This is a genomic window from Pseudomonas sp. GW823-FHT06E10, from assembly GCF_058794995.1.
The window spans coordinates 1-19,353 of record NZ_JBXAHJ010000018.1; the positions used below are offsets into that span (position 1 = coordinate 1).

General features: G+C 60.8%; 17 protein-coding genes. 7 read left to right on the forward strand and 10 right to left on the reverse strand.

Annotated elements, in window-relative coordinates:
• Positions 1-299 precede the first annotated feature (299 nt).
• On the forward strand, positions 300-2,192 hold the full coding sequence (mrdA, locus tag AC1Q6Y_RS24220; protein WP_492625316.1) for a penicillin-binding protein 2: 1,893 nt from the start codon (positions 300-302) through the stop codon (positions 2,190-2,192).
• A 12-nt stretch (positions 2,193-2,204) separates the two neighbouring features.
• On the opposite strand, the gene AC1Q6Y_RS24225 is transcribed toward mrdA, so the two are convergent.
• Positions 2,205-3,164: a LysR family transcriptional regulator gene (locus tag AC1Q6Y_RS24225; RefSeq protein WP_057713890.1), complete on the reverse strand. Its 960-nt coding sequence runs from the start codon at positions 3,162-3,164 to the stop codon at positions 2,205-2,207.
• Positions 3,165-3,319: 155 nt separating this feature from the next.
• Between AC1Q6Y_RS24225 and AC1Q6Y_RS24230 the strand changes: the two genes are divergently transcribed.
• From AC1Q6Y_RS24230 to AC1Q6Y_RS24255, 6 genes are all read left to right on the forward strand, one after another.
• The gene (locus tag AC1Q6Y_RS24230; RefSeq protein ID WP_057713891.1) at positions 3,320-4,621 is read left to right on the forward strand and encodes an MFS transporter; all 1,302 of its coding nucleotides are present in this window, start codon (positions 3,320-3,322) and stop codon (positions 4,619-4,621) included.
• The gene (locus AC1Q6Y_RS24235) at positions 4,618-5,373 is read left to right on the forward strand and encodes a class II aldolase/adducin family protein (protein ID WP_007988289.1); all 756 of its coding nucleotides are present in this window, start codon (positions 4,618-4,620) and stop codon (positions 5,371-5,373) included. The genes AC1Q6Y_RS24230 and AC1Q6Y_RS24235 overlap by 4 nt, the downstream gene beginning before the upstream one ends.
• Positions 5,370-6,311, forward strand: coding sequence for a 2-hydroxyacid dehydrogenase (locus AC1Q6Y_RS24240; RefSeq protein ID WP_492625317.1), 942 nt, complete (start codon positions 5,370-5,372; stop codon positions 6,309-6,311). Before AC1Q6Y_RS24235 ends, AC1Q6Y_RS24240 begins: the two co-directional genes overlap by 4 nt.
• A gap of 206 nt (positions 6,312-6,517) precedes the next feature.
• Positions 6,518-7,897, forward strand: a complete 1,380-nt coding sequence (locus tag AC1Q6Y_RS24245; RefSeq protein ID WP_150814919.1) for an MFS transporter — start codon at positions 6,518-6,520, stop codon at positions 7,895-7,897.
• Between the two features lie 18 nt (positions 7,898-7,915).
• Positions 7,916-8,308, forward strand: a complete 393-nt coding sequence (locus AC1Q6Y_RS24250; protein WP_057713893.1) for a RidA family protein — start codon at positions 7,916-7,918, stop codon at positions 8,306-8,308.
• A complete protein-coding gene (locus tag AC1Q6Y_RS24255; protein WP_492625318.1) occupies positions 8,301-8,912 on the forward strand; it encodes an RraA family protein in 612 nt (203 codons plus the stop codon). Before AC1Q6Y_RS24250 ends, AC1Q6Y_RS24255 begins: the two co-directional genes overlap by 8 nt.
• Here AC1Q6Y_RS24255 and AC1Q6Y_RS24260 read toward each other — a convergent pair.
• From AC1Q6Y_RS24260 to AC1Q6Y_RS24300, 9 genes are all read right to left on the reverse strand, one after another.
• Positions 8,909-9,826, reverse strand: coding sequence for a LysR family transcriptional regulator (locus AC1Q6Y_RS24260; protein WP_154861514.1), 918 nt, complete (start codon positions 9,824-9,826; stop codon positions 8,909-8,911). The two genes, AC1Q6Y_RS24255 and AC1Q6Y_RS24260, sit on opposite strands and share 4 nt — an antisense overlap.
• A gap of 147 nt (positions 9,827-9,973) precedes the next feature.
• On the reverse strand, positions 9,974-11,104 hold the full coding sequence (locus AC1Q6Y_RS24265; protein WP_492625319.1) for a glycosyltransferase family 4 protein: 1,131 nt from the start codon (positions 11,102-11,104) through the stop codon (positions 9,974-9,976).
• Position 11,105: 1 nt separating this feature from the next.
• Positions 11,106-12,236, reverse strand: coding sequence for a glycosyltransferase family 4 protein (locus tag AC1Q6Y_RS24270; protein ID WP_489338996.1), 1,131 nt, complete (start codon positions 12,234-12,236; stop codon positions 11,106-11,108).
• Positions 12,220-13,596: a glycosyltransferase family 4 protein gene (locus AC1Q6Y_RS24275; protein ID WP_492586376.1), complete on the reverse strand. Its 1,377-nt coding sequence runs from the start codon at positions 13,594-13,596 to the stop codon at positions 12,220-12,222. The genes AC1Q6Y_RS24270 and AC1Q6Y_RS24275 overlap by 17 nt, the downstream gene beginning before the upstream one ends.
• The gene (locus AC1Q6Y_RS24280) at positions 13,593-14,852 is read right to left on the reverse strand and encodes an ABC transporter ATP-binding protein (protein WP_492625320.1); all 1,260 of its coding nucleotides are present in this window, start codon (positions 14,850-14,852) and stop codon (positions 13,593-13,595) included. Before AC1Q6Y_RS24280 ends, AC1Q6Y_RS24275 begins: the two co-directional genes overlap by 4 nt.
• Complete coding sequence (locus AC1Q6Y_RS24285) at positions 14,852-15,649, reverse strand: ABC transporter permease (RefSeq protein ID WP_057713900.1); 798 nt, start codon at positions 15,647-15,649, stop codon at positions 14,852-14,854. The genes AC1Q6Y_RS24280 and AC1Q6Y_RS24285 overlap by 1 nt, the downstream gene beginning before the upstream one ends.
• Entirely contained in the window at positions 15,650-17,092 is a 1,443-nt protein-coding gene (locus AC1Q6Y_RS24290; RefSeq protein ID WP_492625321.1) for a mannose-1-phosphate guanylyltransferase/mannose-6-phosphate isomerase, read from the reverse strand.
• A gap of 3 nt (positions 17,093-17,095) precedes the next feature.
• Complete coding sequence (gmd, locus tag AC1Q6Y_RS24295) at positions 17,096-18,067, reverse strand: GDP-mannose 4,6-dehydratase (RefSeq protein WP_057713902.1); 972 nt, start codon at positions 18,065-18,067, stop codon at positions 17,096-17,098.
• Positions 18,064-18,978 carry a GDP-mannose 4,6-dehydratase gene (locus AC1Q6Y_RS24300; protein WP_090457963.1) on the reverse strand — a complete coding sequence of 305 codons (915 nt, stop codon included), beginning with the start codon at positions 18,976-18,978 and terminating at the stop codon, positions 18,064-18,066. The genes gmd and AC1Q6Y_RS24300 overlap by 4 nt, the downstream gene beginning before the upstream one ends.
• Positions 18,979-19,353: the final 375 nt, after the last annotated feature.

Genomic DNA, 19,353 nt, shown 5'->3' on the forward strand with positions numbered 1-19,353 from the left:
GTTGTTTGGTCATCTGACACCTCGATCTGGCGAGCATTCTCGCCTAAATGGGTGTCCGGTTTCATTAGACCACTACACTGTAGGAGCGAGCCCGCTCGCGATGGTCTTTAACGATGACACTGGCTGTCTGATGCCGCCGGGTGTCCAGAAGTTTTTCGCGAGCGAGCTCGCTCCTACAAGGTCATTGTAAAAAAAATCACATAAACCTGACTCCGCGCTTTTGCTAAGGTGCAGCTCATTTTTAATGGACTGAGTTTGCGCCCACGGATCGGCATTCTTTTCAAAGAGTTGCTGTAGAAATGCCCGAACCGATACCCATCAAGGACCACGAGAAAGAGACACGCCTGGTCAATAAAAGGCTGATGGCCTGCGGCTTGTTCGTTGCCGCTGTCACCTGTGCGCTGGTAGTGCGCCTGTATGTCCTGCAGGTAGTCGAGTTCGACTATCACTCGACCATCTCCGAAAACAATCGCGTACATGTCCTGCCAATTACACCGACTCGCGGGTTGATCTACGACCGCAACGGCGTACTCCTCGCGGATAACCGTCCCAGCTACAACCTGACCATCACCCGCGAACGTGCTACCGATGTAAACGAAGAGCTGGACGAGGTAGTCAATCTCCTGCATTTGCCCGCTGAAGACCGCTCGCAGTTCGACAAGGCGATGAAGCAGGCACGTCACCCCTTCGTACCTGTGACGTTGTTCTATGAACTGAGCGAAGAGCAAATTGCCGTACTCGCTGTCAACGAGTTCCGCTTGCCGGGCCTCGATGTCGAGCCGCAGTTCGTTCGGCACTATCCATTGGGCGAGCAATTCGCCCATTCGGTCGGCTACGTCGGACGTATCAACGAGAAAGAGTCAAAGGCTCTGGATACCGTGGAGTATCGAGGCACCCAATCCATCGGCAAGACCGGGATTGAAAAATTCTACGAGAAGCAACTGCACGGCCATGTCGGTTATGAGGAAGTCGAAACCAATGCCCAGGGCCGCGTGCTGCGAGTGCTCAAGCACACTGACCCGGTGCCAGGCGAAAACATTGTCCTGAGCCTCGACGTCAAGCTTCAGGAAGCCGCCGAGCAAGCCTTGGGCGATCGCCGTGGCTCGGTGGTCGCACTGGATCCCTCGACCGGTGAAGTGTTGGCCATGGTCAGCAACCCGAGTTTCGATCCGAATCTGTTCGTCACCGGTATCAGTTCCAAGGAGTACTCCACGCTACGGGACTCCATCGACCGACCGCTGTTCAACCGTGTGCTGCGCGGTCTCTATGCGCCGGGTTCGACCATCAAGCCGGAAATGGCAATCGCTGGCCTCGATGCCGGTGTCGTCACGCCACAGACCCGTGTGTTCGACCCCGGTTATTACCAGCTGCCGGATTTCGATCACAAATACCGCAACTGGAACCACAGCGGCGACGGCTGGGTGGATATGGATGCGGCGATCATGCGTTCCAACGACACCTACTTCTATGACCTGGCACACAAGCTCGGTATCGATCGTCTGCACGACTACATGGCCATGTTCGGACTGGGTGAGAAAGTTTCCCTGGACATGAATGAAGAGTCCCCCGGCCTGATGCCATCCCAGGCCTGGAAACGCGCCACCCGTCGTCAGGCCTGGTTTCCAGGCGAGACGGTGATTCTCGGTATCGGCCAGGGCTACATGCAGGTCACGCCACTGCAGTTGGCCCAGGCGACGGCGCTGATTGCCAACAAAGGCGTGTGGAATCGCCCGCACCTGGCCAAAACCGTGGACGGTGTCGCGCCGGTGGATGAGCATCCGATGCCGAACATTCTGCTCAAGGATCCTCGCGACTGGGAGCAGGTCAACCATGGCATGCAGATGGTGATGCACGATGCCCGCGGGATTGCCCGGGCCGCAGCCGCAGGCGCGCAGTACCGTATCGCCGGCAAGAGTGGTACCGCGCAAGTGGTGGCGATCAGGCAGGGTGAGCGTTACAACCGGGAGAAAACCCGCGAGCGTAACCGCGACAACGCCTTGTTCGTTGGTTTTGCCCCGGCCGAGCACCCGAAAATCGTGATTTCGGTGATGATCGAAAACGGCGAGGCCGGTGGTCGCGTCGCCGGACCGGTCGTGCGGGAGATCATGGACGCCTGGCTACTTGATCAGGACGGGCACCTCAAGCCGCAGTACGCAGCGCCGAGCAAGGCACCGGGCGAACCTCACGTCTGAACCTTCATGGCTTCACAGCACAGGCTCACGGATGCTGAGCATGTGCTGGAAGCTCTCGAGGAACACCGTTTCGGCCTGGCTCATCTTCTGTTCGCGATTCCACAACAACTGGATATCGAAATCCACCACCCCGTCTTCCGGCGGCAAGCGCCAGAGCAGACCTTGCTCGACATCCCGGCGCACCAGATGGGTGGGCAAGGCGCCGATGCCGTAACCCGCGCAGATCAAGCGGTAAATTTCTTCGAAACTGGTGGAGGAGGCGACGATCTTGCCGGTGAAACCTTGCTGGTCGCGGAACAGCGTCAGGGGTGAAAGATTGCCGCCGAGTTGATCGCTGGTGAAGCTGACGAAGTTTTCCGCCGCCAGTTGTTCCAGGGTCAGATTCTGTTGCCCGAACAGCCGGTGACGTTGGCCACAAAAGTAAGCATAGGTCTCGCGAAACAGTACCCGTTGTTCCAGTCGTGGCTGTGGCAAGCGGCACAGGCCAACGCCGACTGTCGCAGTTTTTTGCAGCAGCGAACTGATGATGTTCGAACTGCCCATGACCTCGACTTCCAGCTCGATTTTCGGATGGGTTTCATGGAAATCAGCGAGGAAGTCATCGTAATGCCGAGCCTGCACACCGCTGACGGTGAGGATGCGGATCTTGCCCACCACGTCGTCGTGACGACTCTCCACTACCGTCCCCAGGCGTGAAATATCCCCGTAGATATCCGCCGCTATGCGCAGGACTTCTTCCCCGGTTTCCGTCAGATCAAAGCGTCGTCCGCTGCGGGCAATCAACACGCATTCCAGTTGTTCCTCCAGTCGTTTTAGCGCCTGGCTGACCGCCGACTGGGTGATGTGCAGTCGCGCGGCGGCGCGGCTCATGCTGCCTTCCTGGCCGATGACCAGATAGGTGCGCAGCAGGTTCCAGTCGAGGCGGTCATTGAGAAAGCGACGCCCGACCCACGGGTTGGAATTGGAAGGCATAAAACCTCATGCAGTAGCAGTGCTAATAGTAAAGATAAGGAATTGAAAATTGACTAATCCTGGCATGGAAGCGATAAAGCCCACAAGCGCCACAGAGCGCAACCGTCATCAGCCTTAACACCTGCCCAAAAACTATAAGTACACAGGGTCCTTGCATGCACACTACTCCCCAACCGCGCCGAGCCGCGGCCGCTGCCTTCATTGGCACGACCATCGAGTTCTACGACTTTTACATCTACGCCACCGCGGCGGCGCTGGTCCTTGGGCAAGTGTTCTTCCCCAGCAGCGACCCGGTCATGAGTACCCTGGCGGCGTTCGGCAGTTTCGCGGTCGGCTTCATTGCCCGTCCCATGGCCGGGATGGTGTTCGGTCATCTGGGCGATCGTCTCGGGCGCAAGAAAATGCTGTTGGTGACCATGGCCTTGATGGGCGTTGCCACGGCGGGTATTGGCCTGTTGCCGAGCTACGCCAGTGCCGGCATCTGGGCACCCATTGGTCTGATCGTGCTGCGTGTCATTCAGGGCATTTCGGTCGGTGGTGAGTGGGGTGGGGCGGTGTTGATGGCGAGCGAACACGCGCCGGCCAAGCGCAAGACGTTCTACGCATCGTTCGCCCAGCTCGGCAGTCCCGCCGGTTTGTTGCTGGCACTGATCGCTTTCCGTCTGGTGACGTCCCTTGAGCCAGAGGATTTCCTCGCCTGGGGTTGGCGCTTGCCGTTCCTCGCCAGCGGCGTGTTGATGATGGTCGGGCTGTTGATCCGTTCCGGCGTTCACGAGTCGCCGGAATTCGCCAAGGCCAAGGACAACAACGAGACCGCCAAATACCCGGTGATGGACGTGATCCGTACCTGCTGGCGGCAGATCCTGTTCGCCGCCGCTGCCGTGACCATCGGCTCGGCCGGGTTCTTCTTCACCAACACCTTCATGATCACCTATGTCACCCAATATCAGGGCATTGCCCGTTCGACGATTCTCGATTGCCTGTTTCTGGTGACAGTCATCCAGTTGCTCTCACAACCGCTCTCGGCGCTGATCGCCGAACGTATCGGCGAAGGTCGTTTTCTCAAATGGGTCGCGTTGCTTTGCATGGTCACGCCATACCCGATGTTCCTGCTGGTAGGCACGCAGAACATTGTGTTCATGACTGCCGGCATTGCCCTGGCGGTGGTGATTCTCTCGGCGCTTTACGCGGTGATCGCCGGCTACATGACCCAGGCCTTCCCGGTGCACCTGCGCTACTCGGGCATTTCCATCGCGTACCAATTGGCTTGCGCCGTGGCCGGCGGCACCACGCCGCTGATCGGCACCCTGCTGGCCAGCAAGTTTTCCGGACAATGGTTGCCGCTGGCGGTGTTCTTCACCTTGCTCTCGGCCCTGTCCCTGATCGGTGTTTGCGGCCTGGCCCGCCTGCGCGCCAACCCGGTCGTCACCCACGCTGCTAAAGAGGTGTATTCGTGAGTAAACCTGCACACATCGACCCGGTTGAATGGCAAGCCCGTTGCGAACTGGCTGCGCTGTATCGACTGGTCGCGCACTTTCGCATGACCGACCTGATCGACACCCATATCACCCTGCGGATTCCGGGGCCTGAGCATCACTTCCTGATCAACCGCTACGGGGTGATCTTCGACCGCATGCGCGCCTCGGACCTGGTGCGCATCGATCAGGAAGGGCGGGTGGTCGACCCGGAGTACGCGGGCCATCGGGTCAACGCTGCCGGCTTCGTGATTCACTCGGCGATCCACATGGCGCGTCCGGACCTGAACTGTGTGATCCATACCCACACGGCGGCCGGCATGGCGGTCGCGGCGCAGAAACAGGGCTTGCTGCCGATCAGTCAGCATGCGCTGAAGTTCTACGGCAAGCTGGCCTATCACACCTATGAGGGCATCGCGCTGTCGCTGGATGAGCGCGAGCGCTTGATTGCCGACCTCGGTCCGCACCGGGCGATGATCCTGCGCAACCACGGTTTGCTGGTGGGTGGTTCGGGCGTGGCCCAGGCGTTCCAGGAAATCCACTTCCTGGAACGGGCCTGTCAGGCCCAGGTGCAGGCGCTGGCCGGTGGTTCGGCACTGCATTACCCGTCGCCGGAAGTCTGCGCGCACACCGCCGAGCAGTTCGACCGTGATGAGCAGGACAACATCATCGATCTGGCCTGGGAGGCCGCCCTGACGTTGATCGAATCCCAGCGCGAGTCCTATTTGTCATGAACGCCGTCATCAACACTGTGGTTCTGCTTTCCCGCGACACCTTGCTGCTCAAGCAATTGCAGGCGGCGTTTGCCCGCAGTGCGCCGCAGCTCACCGCCGTGCTGGCCGACGATTCCCGGGCCACCAATGCACAGATGGCGGCGTGCTGGTTTCCCTTGCCGGGCAGTCTCGGCGCATTGCCGAACCTGCAGGTGATTCACTCGGTGGCCGCCGGAATCGATCACCTCGATAACGATCCGTCGTGCCCGGACCTGCCGATTTGCCGTGTGGTCGACCCGGGCCATCGCCAGGGGATGACCGAGTACGTGCGCTGGGCGGTGATCCACTATCACCGCGGTTTCGATCAGGTGTTGTCGCACCAGCGGGAGCAACGCTGGGAGCGGCCGCTGCAACGGGCGGCGGGGCAGTTCAAGGTCGGTGTGATGGGGCTCGGATCGCTGGGCAGCGCGATTGCTCTGGATCTGGTCGCAGCCGGTTACGACGTGCGCGGCTGGGCGCGGCGCAGCAAGGACTTGCCCGGTGTGCGCACGTTCGCCGGGGGTGATGCGTTGCATCCTTTTCTCGACGGCGTCGAGTTGCTGATCAACCTGTTGCCACTCACCAGCGAAACCCGCGGGATTCTCGGACGAGCCACTTTCGAACAGCTTGCCAGCGGCGCGGCACTGATCAACTGTGGCCGGGGCGGTCATTTGAACATCGACGATCTCGAACAGGCCCTGGCGAGCGGACATTTGCGCGGCGCCTTGCTGGATGTGTTCGAGCAGGAACCGCTGCCGGTCGATCACCGGCTCTGGACAATGCCCGGTGTCACCATCACCCCGCACATGGCTTCGGCGGCTTCCCATGACTGTATTGCCGAGCAAGTGGCAGAGAACTTTCGTCGATTGAATGCCGGCGAGCCGTTACTCAACTGTGCCGACCGAGCATTGGGATATTGAACTAACACACCCCCTGTAGGAGCGAGCCCGCTCGCGATGGTCGTTAACGATTTCGCGTGTTTGCCGGTTAAACGCGGTGTTCTTGAGTTCATCGCGAGCAGGCTCGCTCCTATAGGAACCAGCTTCCCGTAAGCCATAACAACAACCGTCGCCTCAACCGTTTTACTGCCAGTTCAAAACAATTAAATAAACTCCTGGAGACAGTGATGAGCGATCTATCGTCCGCAGAAAAGTCCGGCGCACCACCGGAAGTTGCAATCAGCATGAAAAAAGTCGCGGTGGCCAGTGTGATTGGCACCACTGTGGAGTGGTACGACTTGTTCGTGTTTGCCACGGCTTCAGCGCTGGTGTTCAACAAAGTGTTCTTCCCGGATTTCGTGCCGCTGATCGGAACGCTGCTGGCGTTCGGCACCTTCGCTTCGGCGTATCTGGCACGGATTGTCGGCGCAGCGTTGTTCGGGCATTTCGGTGATCGCCTGGGGCGCAAGTCGATGCTGTTGATCTCGCTGCTGACCATGGGCGCGGCTACCTTCGCCATCGGCTTGTTGCCTGACTTTGCAACCATCGGTATCTGGGCGCCGATCCTGTTGTTGCTGCTGCGGGTCGTTCAAGGCTTGGCATTGGGGGGCGAATGGGGTGGGGCGGTGCTGATGGCGGTGGAGCATGCGCCGGCCAACAAGCGTGGCTTGTACGGCTCCTGGGTGCAGATCGGCGTGCCGGCCGGGACCATGATTGCCAACCTGGCATTCCTGTTGATCGCGGCGTGGCTGTCCCCGGAGGATCTGTTGGCCTGGGGGTGGCGTATTCCGTTCCTGGCCAGCGTGTTGCTGATTGCCGTCGGTTTGTATATCCGCCTGAACATCTCGGAAACCCCGGCTTTCAACAAGGTCAAGGAAGCCGAAGTGCAAGTGAAAATGCCGTTGGCGGAAGTGTTCCGCAAGTACTGGAAGCAAGTGCTGCTGGGGGGTATTGCCACCATGTCCACGGGCGCTTCGTTCAACATTATCGTGGCGTTCGGCTTGACCTATGGCACACAGAACCTCGGCTTCAGCCGCAGCGTGATGCTCGGTGTGGTGCTGCTGTCCTGCGCCTGGTGCATTGTCATGTTGCCGGTGTTCGGTGCGCTTTCGGACCGCTTCGGACGCAAACCGATCATTGTCGGCGGCATCATCGCCGAAGCGCTGGTGGCGTTCCCGATGTTCTGGCTGATGGACACCAAGGAGCTGTCGATGGTGGTGTTCGGTTATCTGTTGTTGATGACCGCGTTCGCCGCCAACTACGGGCCGATCGCGACCTTTCTCGCCGAGCTGTTCGGCACCCGGGTGCGTTATTCCGGTTTGTCCATCAGCTACATGTTGTCCGGCCTGCTCGGCAGCGCGGCGACGCCCATCGTCACCACGGCATTGCTGGCCGCGACGGGCAAAGGTTCGTCGGTGGCCTGGTACATGATCGGTGCGGCATTGATTTCACTGGTGGCCCTGTTGCTGTTGACCGAGACCTTCAAGAAGGACATCAGCGAGATCCCCAGCGTCGTTCCCACAGACGATCTGGCCCCCGGTAAACCCTTCAAATCGGCTACGGCCTGACATCTGGAGTTCTACAACATGCGCAGAATTCAATCGGCCCCGGGCTACATCGACCCGGTCGGGCCTTACTCCCAGGCCGTGGTCAGCGGCCACCTGGTGTTCACCGCCGGGCAGATTCCGGCCCACGGCAGCCTCGACGAACAGCCTGCTGATTTCCCCGAGCAGGTACGGCAAACCTTGCGCAACCTCGAAGCGATCCTGATCGAGGCGGGCTCCGGTTTCAGCCATGTGATCAAGGTCAATGCCTACCTGACCGACCCCGCGCAACTGGAGCCGTTCAACGCCGTGTACCGCGAGTTCCTCGGCCATGCGCCACCGGCGCGCACCACGGTGTGCGTGGCATTGTGGGGCGTATCGCTGGAGATCGACTGTGTTGCCGAACTGATTGCCGGGGAGCCGCAGCATGGATGAGTCGCAACTGATCGAACAGCTCAAGGCCGTGAGCTTTCCGACCCTCGGGCACTTTCTCGAAGACGGTTTTGCCGATCCGCAACTGCGGGCCATGGTGCCCAATGTGAAAGTCGTTGGCCGTGCGTTGACCCTGAAACTGGTGGGCGCCGATGCCATTGCCGTCAACCGTGCCCTGGCGCAAATCAGGCCGGGCGACGTGCTGGTGATCGACACCGGTGGCGATCATCGGCATGCGCCGGTCGGTGCGGTGACCAGTTGCGCGGCACGCTTTGCCGGCGCTGTGGGTATTGTGGTGGACGGCGCAGTGACCGATCTGCTGGAGCTGCGTGAAGCCGGGTTGCCGGTGTTCGCCCGAGGCACCAGCCTGTTGACCACCAAGCTGCACGGCCGTGGCGACAGCGCCATCAATCAGCCCATCCACTGCGCCGGCGTGACGGTGCAGCCGGGGGATTGGGTGCTGGCGGACGACAACGGCGTGTTGTTTCTCGACACGACATCGGCGGTGGCAGTCATCGATCAGGCGCTGGCTTCGGATCGCAGCGAGCCGCGCTTGCTCGAACGCTTGCAGGCCGGTGAACCGGTGACGCAAGTCTTGCGCGTTTAGTCCGTCAGCCGTTGTTGCAGGCTTTCGAGAAAGATCGTCTCGGCACGGCTCATGCGCTGTTCGCGGTTCCACAGCAAATGAATGTCCACATCGGCAATCCCCTCGTGGGGCGGCAGGCGCCAGAGCAATCCGGCGTCGACGTCGGCCGCCACCACGTGTTCGGGCAGACAGCCGATACCGAAGCCGGCGATCACCAGTCGCCGGACTTCTTCCAGGCTCGGTGAGGACGCGACGATGCGACCACTGAAACCCTGCTGATCGCGGAAAATCGTCAGCGGCGAGAGCATGCCGCCGATCTGGTCACTGGTGAAACTGACGAAGTTCTCCCGTTGCAAATCCCCTTCGGCGACGTCCTGCTGGCCGAACAGCCCATGGTGCTTGCCGCAGAAAAAAGCATAGCGTTGACGCAGGAACAAGCGCTGCTCCAGGCGTGGCTGCGGGCGCCGATTGAGGCTCAGGCCGAGGGTCGCGGTTTTTTCCTGGAGGGCGCTGACGATGTCGGAACTGCGCATCACGTCGACTTCCAGATCCACTCGCGGGTATTGACGATGGAAGTCGGCGAGAAAGTCATCAAAGCGCTCGGAGAAGATCCGGCTGATGATCAGCAACCGCACTTTGCCGATCACTTCGTCGGCCGGTTGTTCCAGCACGCTACTGACCTGGGACATTTGCCCGTAGATTTCCCCGGCCAGGGCGAAGATCTGCTCGCCGACTTCAGTCAGGGCAAAACGTGGCCCGCGACGGGCAATCAATTGGCGGCCCAGTTGTTCCTCCAGGCGCTTGAGCGCCTGACTCACTGCCGGTTGCGTCAGGTGCAGGCGGGCGGCAGCGCGGCTGATGCTCTGCTCCTGGCCAATCACCCGAAAGGTGCGCAGCAGGTTCCAGTCCAGGCGGTCATTGAGCAGACGTTGCATAGGCGGTCAGCAGAAAGTCGGGGGGGGCCAATAGGGAGAGTCGACGGCTTGCACACATCCTGCGCAAGCCATGGAAAATCTACAGTCGCGGGATCGTAACACTGTTAGAGCACAGCAGCAGAGACAACTCGGATCTGCAAAAAAACCTCATGCGTAGGCGAGGGCTTTTTCTTCCAGCAGTTCCTCATACAGCGCTGCCCATTTGCGACCCATTTCGTCCGCGGTAAACAGATTTTGATAACGGGCCTGCGCCTTCTCGCCCATTTGCGCCGCCAGCGCCGGGTTTTCCCAAAGCGTGCGCATCGCCTCGCGAAACGCCGATGGATTGCTCGGTGGCACCACCAGCCCGGTCTCGTTATGGATGTTGATGTAACTGGTGCCAGTGCCAATTTCACTGGAGATCATCGGTTTGCCATACATCGCGCCTTCCAGCAGCGAAATGCCAAAGGCTTCGGAGCGCAGGTGCGACGGGAACACCACCGCATAACTCAACTCGAGCAAGGCGACCTTGTCTTCGTCGCCCAGGAACCCGAGAAAGTGCAGGTTCCGCAGGCCCAGCGCCCTGGCCTGGGCATGCAGCTCCGCTTCCAGCGGGCCGGCGCCCACGATCACCACGGGATAGTTCAGCCCCTGCATCGCTTCAAGCAGGATGTGCAGCCCTTTGTAGTAGCGCATGACCCCGACGAACAGGAAGAACTTGTCCCCCAGCTTCTGGCGCCAGCGCTCGGTCCGCGCCGCGTCTTGCGTCGGATAACCCGACTTGTCCAGGCCATAGGTGATGACACGGGTCTTATCGTGGTAGTCCTTGAGCACGTCGCTGGTGTGAAAGTAGTTGGGGGACGCCACGGCGATTCGATCCGCGCTGTCCAGGAACCGACGCATCAACGGACGGTACAGTTTGAGCAGATGGCGTTGGCGAATGATGTCGGAGTGGTAACTCACCACGCTGGGCTTTTTGATGTCGCTGACAAAATGCACCAGGTCCATGAAGGGCCAGGGGAAGTGATAGTTGACCACGTCGGCTTCAGCCGCGAGCTCTCGAAACTGCTTGAACACGCTGTAGGAAAAACCGGTGGAGGCGAGTTGAAAATCCATCCTGGCCTGATGCACCTGGTGCTCGCGGATCTGCAACACGCCCGGTGCCGGATTATTGCTCAGGGTCAGCACAGTGCTGTCGACACCATGGCGCGCGCCACTTTCGCTCATCTGGAAAATGACTTGTTCGATGCCACCCATGGAGTCGGGCAAGTAGGTTTTATAAAAGTGCAGAACGCGCATATCAGTTCTCCATTGCCTGGCGGTAGGCGCGGGCGGTCACCGTCGCGCAACGCTCCCAGGAAAAAAGCTTCGCTCGCTGCAAGCCTGCCTCGCGACAGACCTGCCAATGCGCCGGGTCGTCGATCAACCGCAGCAAGGCATCGCGCAAGGAGTCGGGGTCGTGCGCCTCGATGTAGTTGCCGGCATCGCCAGCGACCTCCGGCATCGCCGACTCACCCGTCAGAATCACCGGAGTGCCACTGGCCATGGCTTCCAGCACCGGCAGGCCGAACCCCTCGTACAACGAAGGGAAGACCAGCGCCCGGGCTCCGGCCAGTAGCTGCGCCAGATCGTCGTCCGACAAGTACCCCAGAAGGCACACATGACCTGACGCGAGGGCCGAACGTAATTCGTCGTTGAACTGCTGACGTTGCCAGCCGGCCATGCCGGCGATCAGCAACGGAAAACGCTGGCGCACGGTTTCCGGCAGCCGGGCATGGGCGCGCAGGGCCAGGGTCAGATTCTTGCGTGGCTCCAGGGTACCGACGCAAAGGAAATACTCCCGCGCCTCGACGCCGTGGGCCTTGAGGACCTGATCGATGGCCTCGGGTTCACGGGGGTGGAAGCGCGCGGCCACACCCAGCGGTGCCACCACGAAGCGCTCGGCCGGCAGTGCGAACCAGGCCTGCGCTTGCTCGGCGATGTACTGCGAGTCCGTCAGAATCAGCCGCGCCCGCTGTACGCCGTCGGCCAGTCGTCGCTCGATTTCGCGCAGGCGTGCCGGTGGTTGGGTGTCGGGATAGTGCAGGTGCGTGAGGTCATGCAGTGTGATGATGGTCGGGCCGTTGAACGACAACGGCCACAGGCTTGGCTCGTGATACAGATCGATGGCCTGGGCGGGGCGCTGATCAAAACGCTTCTGCTCCAGCCAGCGCCGCGCCTGATAGGCCCCCGGAATCTGTCGCAGCAACGGCGTCAGACGCGAGTAACCGGGCATCGCCGCCTCAGGCAGAGTCGAACTCCAGCCCCAGCCGTGGAACAACGACAACTCGACGTCCGATTCGCGGGCCAGGGCCGTCGCCAGTTCGGCGACGTACTGACCGATGCCCGTGCGCGGTGCCTGGAGGATGCGGGCGTTAAGGGCAATTCGCATGCTGACTCTCAGGCGCCTTCGTATCGCTGTGCAGATTGCGCTGGATGCGTTCGACCAGTTGCGCACTCGCCTCGCGCCAGCTCAGCCAACGCCAGTTATCCAGGTTGAGGGGCGCGGGAAATGCGCCGCCGCTTTCCATGTCGATGACCAGATCGGCCAGGTTCTGCGGGTCGGAGAGGTCGAAATACGCCATGTACTCGCCACCGATTTCGCGGAACACCGGGATGTCGCTGGCCATGGCCGGCAGGCCTCGCTGCATGGCTTCCACCAGCGGCAAACCGAACCCTTCGACGTAGGACGGGAACACCAGCGATGTCGCGTGGGAATAGGCGTGTTCCAGGCTCTTGTCCGAAAGGTTGTTGAACATGAACAAACGCAGGTTCAATTGCGGATGCTGGCGTATACGCTCGATCAGCGCCTCGCATTTCCAGCCAATCTTGCCGACGATGCATAACCGGGCTTTGGAGCCGGCCGCCCAGGCGCGCTCGAACGCGTCCAGCAGATACGCATGGTTCTTGCGCGGCTCGATGGTGCTGACCATCAGGAACACAGGGTCCGGCGTCTTGAACATCTGCAGCAGCCCCGGGTCGACGGTAGACCGGGCATCGGTCAGGTCGAGTTCGGAGCCGAGGTGGAAATAGTCGAACCAGCGTTGCTGAACCTGCGCGGTACCGATCCTGCGGGTCATCTCCTGGCGGACCTGGTCGCGGATGGTGGTCGAGATCGCCACGTAGCCATCGGCGGTGCGGGCGATCCAGTCGAACCATTCGTTGAAGACCTTCACCAATCCTGCGTCGCAAAACTGCGGGTGGGTCAGGGGAATCAGGTCATAGATCACCGAAACGATGCCGACCCCGTCACGCTTGAGTTGTTCGGCCAGGGGGAAGAAGTTGGCGTGCCAAGACGAGTCCAGCAGCACCAATTGGTCGCCGGCGCGATGCTGCAACGGCACGCAACGCTCGGGAACCTTCTGGCCCTTTAGTGCCCGATCGAGCAGGCGCATCGGCAGGCTCAGGCAGGCGAACGCGGTCAGACGGCAACCGACGTAAAGCACCCGGCGGGCGAACTTCGATTGGCTGAAAGGACGGCGACGTTCCAGCGCGCGGTGGCGCAGCCAGAACTGATTGGCGAACTGTTCGAGCTTCACCCGCAGGCTCACCAGATCCACTTTGACGGTCGGCAAGGGCGCCAGGCTTTTCACCTCGAACAACGCGCCATTGATCATCACCACCGGAACGCATTCGCGCCGGGCGTTCGCGGCTGGCAATTGCTGAATCACATTGCGAACGACCCGCTGGATGCCCGAGTTGGCATCCGGGTGTTCGAAGACGTAGGTACATTCCACCAACAGTCTGGTCATCGTGTTTCCCCAATGGATTCCACCCGACTCTCACTGGAACGGGTCACGCTGGTCTGCGCTTCGAGCCAGGAGCACCCTACGAAGTCCTCCTGGCGATTGTTGATCACGTGGAAGACCAGCCCGTAGTCACGCCATTCGAAATTGCGATCCAGGTGCGAATCCAGCCGCGACAGGCTCAGGGCCACCGAATAATTGCCCTTGCCCAGGCGCATGTCGAAGGCAAAACGGTAGGTGACGCGTTCGCCTGCACTCAGGTCGGTGAGGGCTTTGTCCACCCGGTGGGTATTGATGCCGTACATGGGCTGGCCAAGGCGATCCTTGATCATGAAGCCGAGAATCAGTCGCTCGATGTCCTGGCGCACCTCGACCTGCACTTCCAGGACCATCGCCTGGCCGACTTCAGCCACCTCCACCGAACGCCCCTTGGGGTCAAGCAGGCGGACGCTGAGAATGCCCGCTTCGCCTGTCCCGGAAATGGTTTGCACCTGCCCGTTGGCGAGCATTTCCTGGCGCACCGTCTGGCCCTCGCGCTGGGCGAGCATGGCGTTGTAGTAGTCCATCACTTCTTCGGGCTTGCCGCGCATGGCCATGCGCCCGTTTTCCAGGAGGATGGCGGTGTCGCAGATCGACTGGATCGCCGAGCGGTCGTGGGACACGATCAGCAACGTGGTACCGGCCTTGCGGAAGTTGCGGATGCGATCAAAGCTTTTGTGCTGGAAGTAGGCATCACCCACGGACAGCGCTTCATCGACGATCAGGATGTCCGGCCGTCGCGCGGTGGCCACGCTGAACGCCAGGCGCATCTGCATGCCGCTGGAATAGGTGCGAACCGGATGGTCGATGGCCTCGCCGATTTCGGCGAAGCTCTCGATCTCTGGCATCAGCGCTTCGATTTCTTCGACCTGCATGCCGAGCAACTGGCCGGCCATGAAGGTGTTCTGCCGGCCGGTGAAGTCCGGGTGGAAGCCCATGCCCAGCTCCAGCAGCGCCGCTACGCGACCTTGCAGCTGGATGTCGCCGCAGGTGGGCTGGGTAGTGCCGGTGATCATCTTCAGCAGCGTGCTTTTGCCGGCACCGTTGACCCCGACGATGCCCACGGCTTCACCCGGCTGAATCTCGAAATCGACCCCTTGCAGGACCCAGTGCAGGTGATGCCGGGTGCGGGAAAACGGCACCAGCCATTCGAACAGCCGGCTCCAGCGATTCGGGTACTGCTTGTAGGCCTTGCCCAGGCCACTGACACGTATATGTCCCATCAGAGCTCGTCCACCATTTCACCGACACGCTGGCGGAACAGCCGCAGCGCCATCCCACAGAACAAAAGGCCGATCACCAGCAACGGGACCAGCGAGCTCCAGTCTGGCCATTGGTTGTAGAGAAACAGGTTCTGGTAGCTGTTCATCAGTGCCGTCATCGGGTTCAGCTCGATAAAGCGCTGGATGCCCGTCGGCAGGATCGACAGCGGATAAACGATCGGCGTCAGCCAGAACCAGAATTGCAGGCAGATGCCGAAAAACTGCCCGACGTCGCGAAAGAACACGTTGAGCACGCCCAGAATCATTCCCAGCCCCGCAGCGAAGATCACCTGCAGGACCAGCAACGGCACCAGCGCCAGCAGCGCCATGCCGGGCAGCCGTCCGCTGATCAGCAGGAAGCCGAGGAACAACCCCAGGATGATCGCGAAATTGATCCCGGCATTGAGCAGCACGATGACCGGCAGGCAGATGCGCGGGAAGCTGATTTTCTTCAGCAGGTTGGCGTTTTCCAGGAACATGCTCTGGCTGCGCGTCGTGATCTCGGCGAACAGGCCCCAGGTCAGCAGGCCGGCGCACAGGTAGACGCTGTAGGCCAACCCGTCATCCACACCCGGCAAGCGGGCGCGCATGATGGTGGAGAAGATCACCGTGTAGACCAGGATCATCGACAGCGGATTGAGCACGGTCCACAAGGCACCGAACAGCGAGTTGCGATAACGCGCCTGAAACTCCCGTTTGACGCTGCCGAGGATGAATCCCCGGTAACTCCACAGCGATTGGTAAAGATTACGCAGCATTCAAACCGTCCTGCCGTATTGATCTTCGAAGCGGACGATGTCGTCCTCTCCCAGGTATTCGCCGCTTTGCACTTCGATGATCACCAGGTCGATCACGCCGGGATTTTCCAGGCGATGCTTGTGACCGGCGGCAATGAAGGTCGATTCGTTCTTGGCCACCAGGTGCGTGCCGGTGCCATTGTTGGTGACCTTGGCCATGCCTTCGACCACCACCCAGTGTTCATTGCGATGGTGGTGCATCTGCAACGACAACTTGGCGCCGGGCTTGACCACGATGCGTTTGATCTTGAAGCGCGGACCTTCCTCGAGCACGGTGTAGGTGCCCCATGGCCGGCTGACCGTACGGTGCAGGCGATAGGCTTCGTGCTCTTTATCCTTGAGTTGCCTGGCCACCCGGCGCACATCCTGGGCACGGTCGGCGTGGGCCACCAACACCGCGTCGGCGGTGTCGACGATGATCAGGTTATCCACGCCCACGGTCGCTACCAGACGGTTTTCGCTCTGGACGAAGTTGTTGTGGCTGTCGATGAAAATCGATTCGCCGACGGTGCGGTTGTTCTGTGCATCCGCCGGTACCAGCGCGGCCACCGCCCCCCAGGAGCCGATGTCGCTCCAGTCGAAACGGGCCGGCACCACGACCACTTTGTCGGAGCGCTCCATCAACGCGTAATCGATGGAAATGTCCATGATTTCGCCAAACAGGGCCGGTGACAGTTCCTGTTGCAGGCTCCCGGCGTTTTCCACCGCGGCGCTGGCGGCCATGCAGGTTTGCGTCTGCTCCAGCAAGTCGGGAGCATGGGTTTGCAGTTCGGCCAGCAGGGTGGCGATCGAGAAGCAGAACATCCCGGAGTTCCACAGGAAGTTGCCGCTTTCCAGGTAATGCGTCGCGGTTTGCAGGTCGGGTTTTTCGACGAAGCGCCGCACGCTGGCAGCACCTTTATCGTCCAGCGATGTGCCAGCTTCAATGTAGCCGAAACCGGTTTCCGGAGCGGTCGGCACGACACCGAAGGTCACCAGGTGACCGCGCCTGGCCAATGCCACGGCATGCTCGACCGCGTCCTTCAGTGCGTCGACATTGACGATCAGGTGGTCGGCGGGCATGACCAGCATGATCGCGTCGTCGCCATGCAGGGCCTGGAGGGAGAGGGCGGCGGCGGCAATGGCCGGTGCCGTATTGCGCCCCGTCGGCTCCAGCAGGAAGTGTCCGCGATGGCGGCCAAGGTGCGCGTCCCGAAAGTGATCCTTGCTCTGGAAGTAGTACTCGCGGTTGGTCACCGTGACGATATCGCCCCAGCCGTCGAGCAGGTCCGCGGCACGCCGATAGGTCTTGCCCAGCAGCGACTGGCCGTCGGGCAATTCCATGAACGGTTTGGGATGGCCTTCACGCGACACCGGCCACAACCTTGTCCCGGCACCGCCGGAGAGAATCACGGGAATCAGCATGGCCTACTCCTTGGCGACGCGTTTCATGTCCGCATCCATCATCATGCGGATCAAGGTATCCAGGTCGGTTTTTGGTTTCCAGCCCAGCACACGCTGGGCCTTGGCCGGGTTGCCGAGCAGCACTTCGACTTCGGCCGGGCGGAAGAACGCCGGGTCGATCTTCACGAAGTCGCGGTAGTTCAGGCCCACGTGATCGAAGGCGATCCGGCACATCTCGCGCACGGTGGTGGTCACGCCGGTGGCCACTACGAAGTCATCGGGCTTGTCCTGTTGCAGCATCAGCCACATGGCTTCGACGTAGTCCCCGGCAAAGCCCCAGTCGCGCTTGGCGTCGATGTTGCCCAGGCACAGTTCCTGCTGCTTGCCCTGCTTGATGCGGGCGGCGGCGTCGGTGACTTTGCGCGTCACGAACTCGATGCCGCGCAGCGGTGATTCATGGTTGAACAGAATGCCGCTGCTGGCGTGCAGGTTGAAGCTTTCGCGGTAGTTCACGGTGATCCAGTGGCCGTACAGCTTGGCCACGCCATAAGGGCTGCGCGGATAGAAGGGGGTGTTCTCGTCCTGCTGCTCGGCCTGGATCAGGCCGAACATTTCGCTGGTGGACGCCTGGTAGAAACGCGTGTGCGGGCTGAACTGACGGATCGCTTCGAGCAGGTGGGTAACGCCCAGGCCGTCGACGATGCCGGTGGTCACCGGTTGATCCCAGGAAGCCGCGACAAAGCTTTGTGCGGCAAGGTTGTAGATCTCGTCCGGCGCCGATTTGATCACCGCGCGCTGCACTGAACAGGCATCGGCCATGTCGCCGTCCAGGTAGACGATGTCCGCCTCGACCCCCATCTCGCGCAGGCGCCAGCGCGAGTCGCTGCTGCGACGCGCCACCAGGCCGTGGACTTTGTAGCCCTTGTCGAGCAACAGTTTCGCCAGATAAGCGCCATCCTGGCCGGTGATACCTGTGATCAATGCACTTTTAGTCATTCTTGTCGTACTCGCTTCTCCCAGTCGGACAGGATCGCCCGCAGGGATTGTTGTGTTGTGATTTCAGGCTTCCAATCGGTGGTTTGGGTCAGCCTGGCAGGGCTGCCACACACACGTCGCTGATCCGCGCGGCGAAGTCGCGCAGGGTCCTGGACCAGTTGCAGGTCGACCTGGGCAAGATCTGCCAGTTGTTCGATCAAACTGCGAATGCTCTGCTCGCGCCCCGAGCAAATGTTGTAGACCTGCCCCGGTGTGCCTTTTTCCAGCAAGGCCAGGTAGGCCGAGACCACGTCCCCGACATCGAGGAAATCGCGCGTGACGTCGATGTCCCCGACCTCCAGTTGTGGCCCTTGCAGTCCTTGCTTGATCCGGCAGATCTGACGTGCGGCGCTGGCGATGACGAAGCTGTCTTTCTGCCCGGTACCGATGTGGTTGAACGGGCGGGCGACCAGTACGGGCCAGCCTTCGCTCAGGCCCCATTGCAAACTCAGGAACTCCGCCGACAGTTTGCTGACGGCATAGGGGTTGCGCGGGCAGGGTGGCTGCAATTCAGTGATGGGCAGGTGCTCTTCAGCGACCTGGCCATAGACATCGCCTGAGCTGACGTACAGGAACGTGCCGCTGAAGCCGCGTGCCTTGAGGGCTTGCAGCAGGTTCAGGGTGCCCAGCAGATTGATATTCAGGGTACCGGCCGGATCACGAAAAGCCTCCGGGACGAACGTCTGGCCGGCCAGGTGGATCACCGCATCGGGCATGACCGGCCACAACCCTTCGAGGCTGTCCGGCGCGGCAAGATCGTAGCGGCCGGGAACAGGCAGCAGCTCCCATTCCGAGGCGTCAGCCTGCAAACGCGATTGGATGTGTTGTCCTACGAATCCAGTCAGACCCGTGACAAACAGACGTTTTTTCAACAGCGACCCCCGGTCATACATTTCATCCATTTCCTACTGGCTTAATGGAAGGGTCTCACGAATCAACAGGATCGCTCGTAAGACAGATGAAATGTTTTGTTGTAGTTGTTTGGTAGCCAATCTGTGCCATTTGCTCGGCAATTTCAACAGGTCCAACCGTGACTGGTCAGTTCTCGTCTGCGTAGCCTGATTTATTCTCGTCGGGCGGTTCACGAATCCTCAACGGATGTGGTTAGAATGCCCCTCGTCACGATTACCCGGGGTTCGGCAGCGTCGCTTCGAAACTGCGAGAAACTGACCACTAAAACAAGAACGAAGACGGGCAGGAAGACGATGGACGAGCGCCAGTAAACACGGACTCGAACCGTATCCTCC

Bases quoted from the DNA above. Each gene is read 5' to 3' on its own strand.
- mrdA (WP_492625316.1), top strand. From the start codon at position 300: ATGCCCGAACCGATACCCATCAAGGACCACGAGAAAGAGACACGCCTG.
- AC1Q6Y_RS24225 (WP_057713890.1), bottom strand. From the start codon at position 3,164: ATGCCTTCCAATTCCAACCCGTGGGTCGGGCGTCGCTTTCTCAATGAC.
- AC1Q6Y_RS24230 (WP_057713891.1), top strand. From the start codon at position 3,320: ATGCACACTACTCCCCAACCGCGCCGAGCCGCGGCCGCTGCCTTCATT.
- AC1Q6Y_RS24240 (WP_492625317.1), top strand. From the start codon at position 5,370: ATGAACGCCGTCATCAACACTGTGGTTCTGCTTTCCCGCGACACCTTG.
- AC1Q6Y_RS24245 (WP_150814919.1), top strand. From the start codon at position 6,518: ATGAGCGATCTATCGTCCGCAGAAAAGTCCGGCGCACCACCGGAAGTT.
- AC1Q6Y_RS24250 (WP_057713893.1), top strand. From the start codon at position 7,916: ATGCGCAGAATTCAATCGGCCCCGGGCTACATCGACCCGGTCGGGCCT.
- AC1Q6Y_RS24255 (WP_492625318.1), top strand. From the start codon at position 8,301: ATGGATGAGTCGCAACTGATCGAACAGCTCAAGGCCGTGAGCTTTCCG.
- AC1Q6Y_RS24260 (WP_154861514.1), bottom strand. From the start codon at position 9,826: ATGCAACGTCTGCTCAATGACCGCCTGGACTGGAACCTGCTGCGCACC.
- AC1Q6Y_RS24265 (WP_492625319.1), bottom strand. From the start codon at position 11,104: ATGCGCGTTCTGCACTTTTATAAAACCTACTTGCCCGACTCCATGGGT.
- AC1Q6Y_RS24270 (WP_489338996.1), bottom strand. From the start codon at position 12,236: ATGCGAATTGCCCTTAACGCCCGCATCCTCCAGGCACCGCGCACGGGC.
- AC1Q6Y_RS24275 (WP_492586376.1), bottom strand. From the start codon at position 13,596: ATGACCAGACTGTTGGTGGAATGTACCTACGTCTTCGAACACCCGGAT.
- AC1Q6Y_RS24280 (WP_492625320.1), bottom strand. From the start codon at position 14,852: ATGGGACATATACGTGTCAGTGGCCTGGGCAAGGCCTACAAGCAGTAC.
- AC1Q6Y_RS24285 (WP_057713900.1), bottom strand. From the start codon at position 15,649: ATGCTGCGTAATCTTTACCAATCGCTGTGGAGTTACCGGGGATTCATC.
- AC1Q6Y_RS24290 (WP_492625321.1), bottom strand. From the start codon at position 17,092: ATGCTGATTCCCGTGATTCTCTCCGGCGGTGCCGGGACAAGGTTGTGG.
- gmd (WP_057713902.1), bottom strand. From the start codon at position 18,067: ATGACTAAAAGTGCATTGATCACAGGTATCACCGGCCAGGATGGCGCT.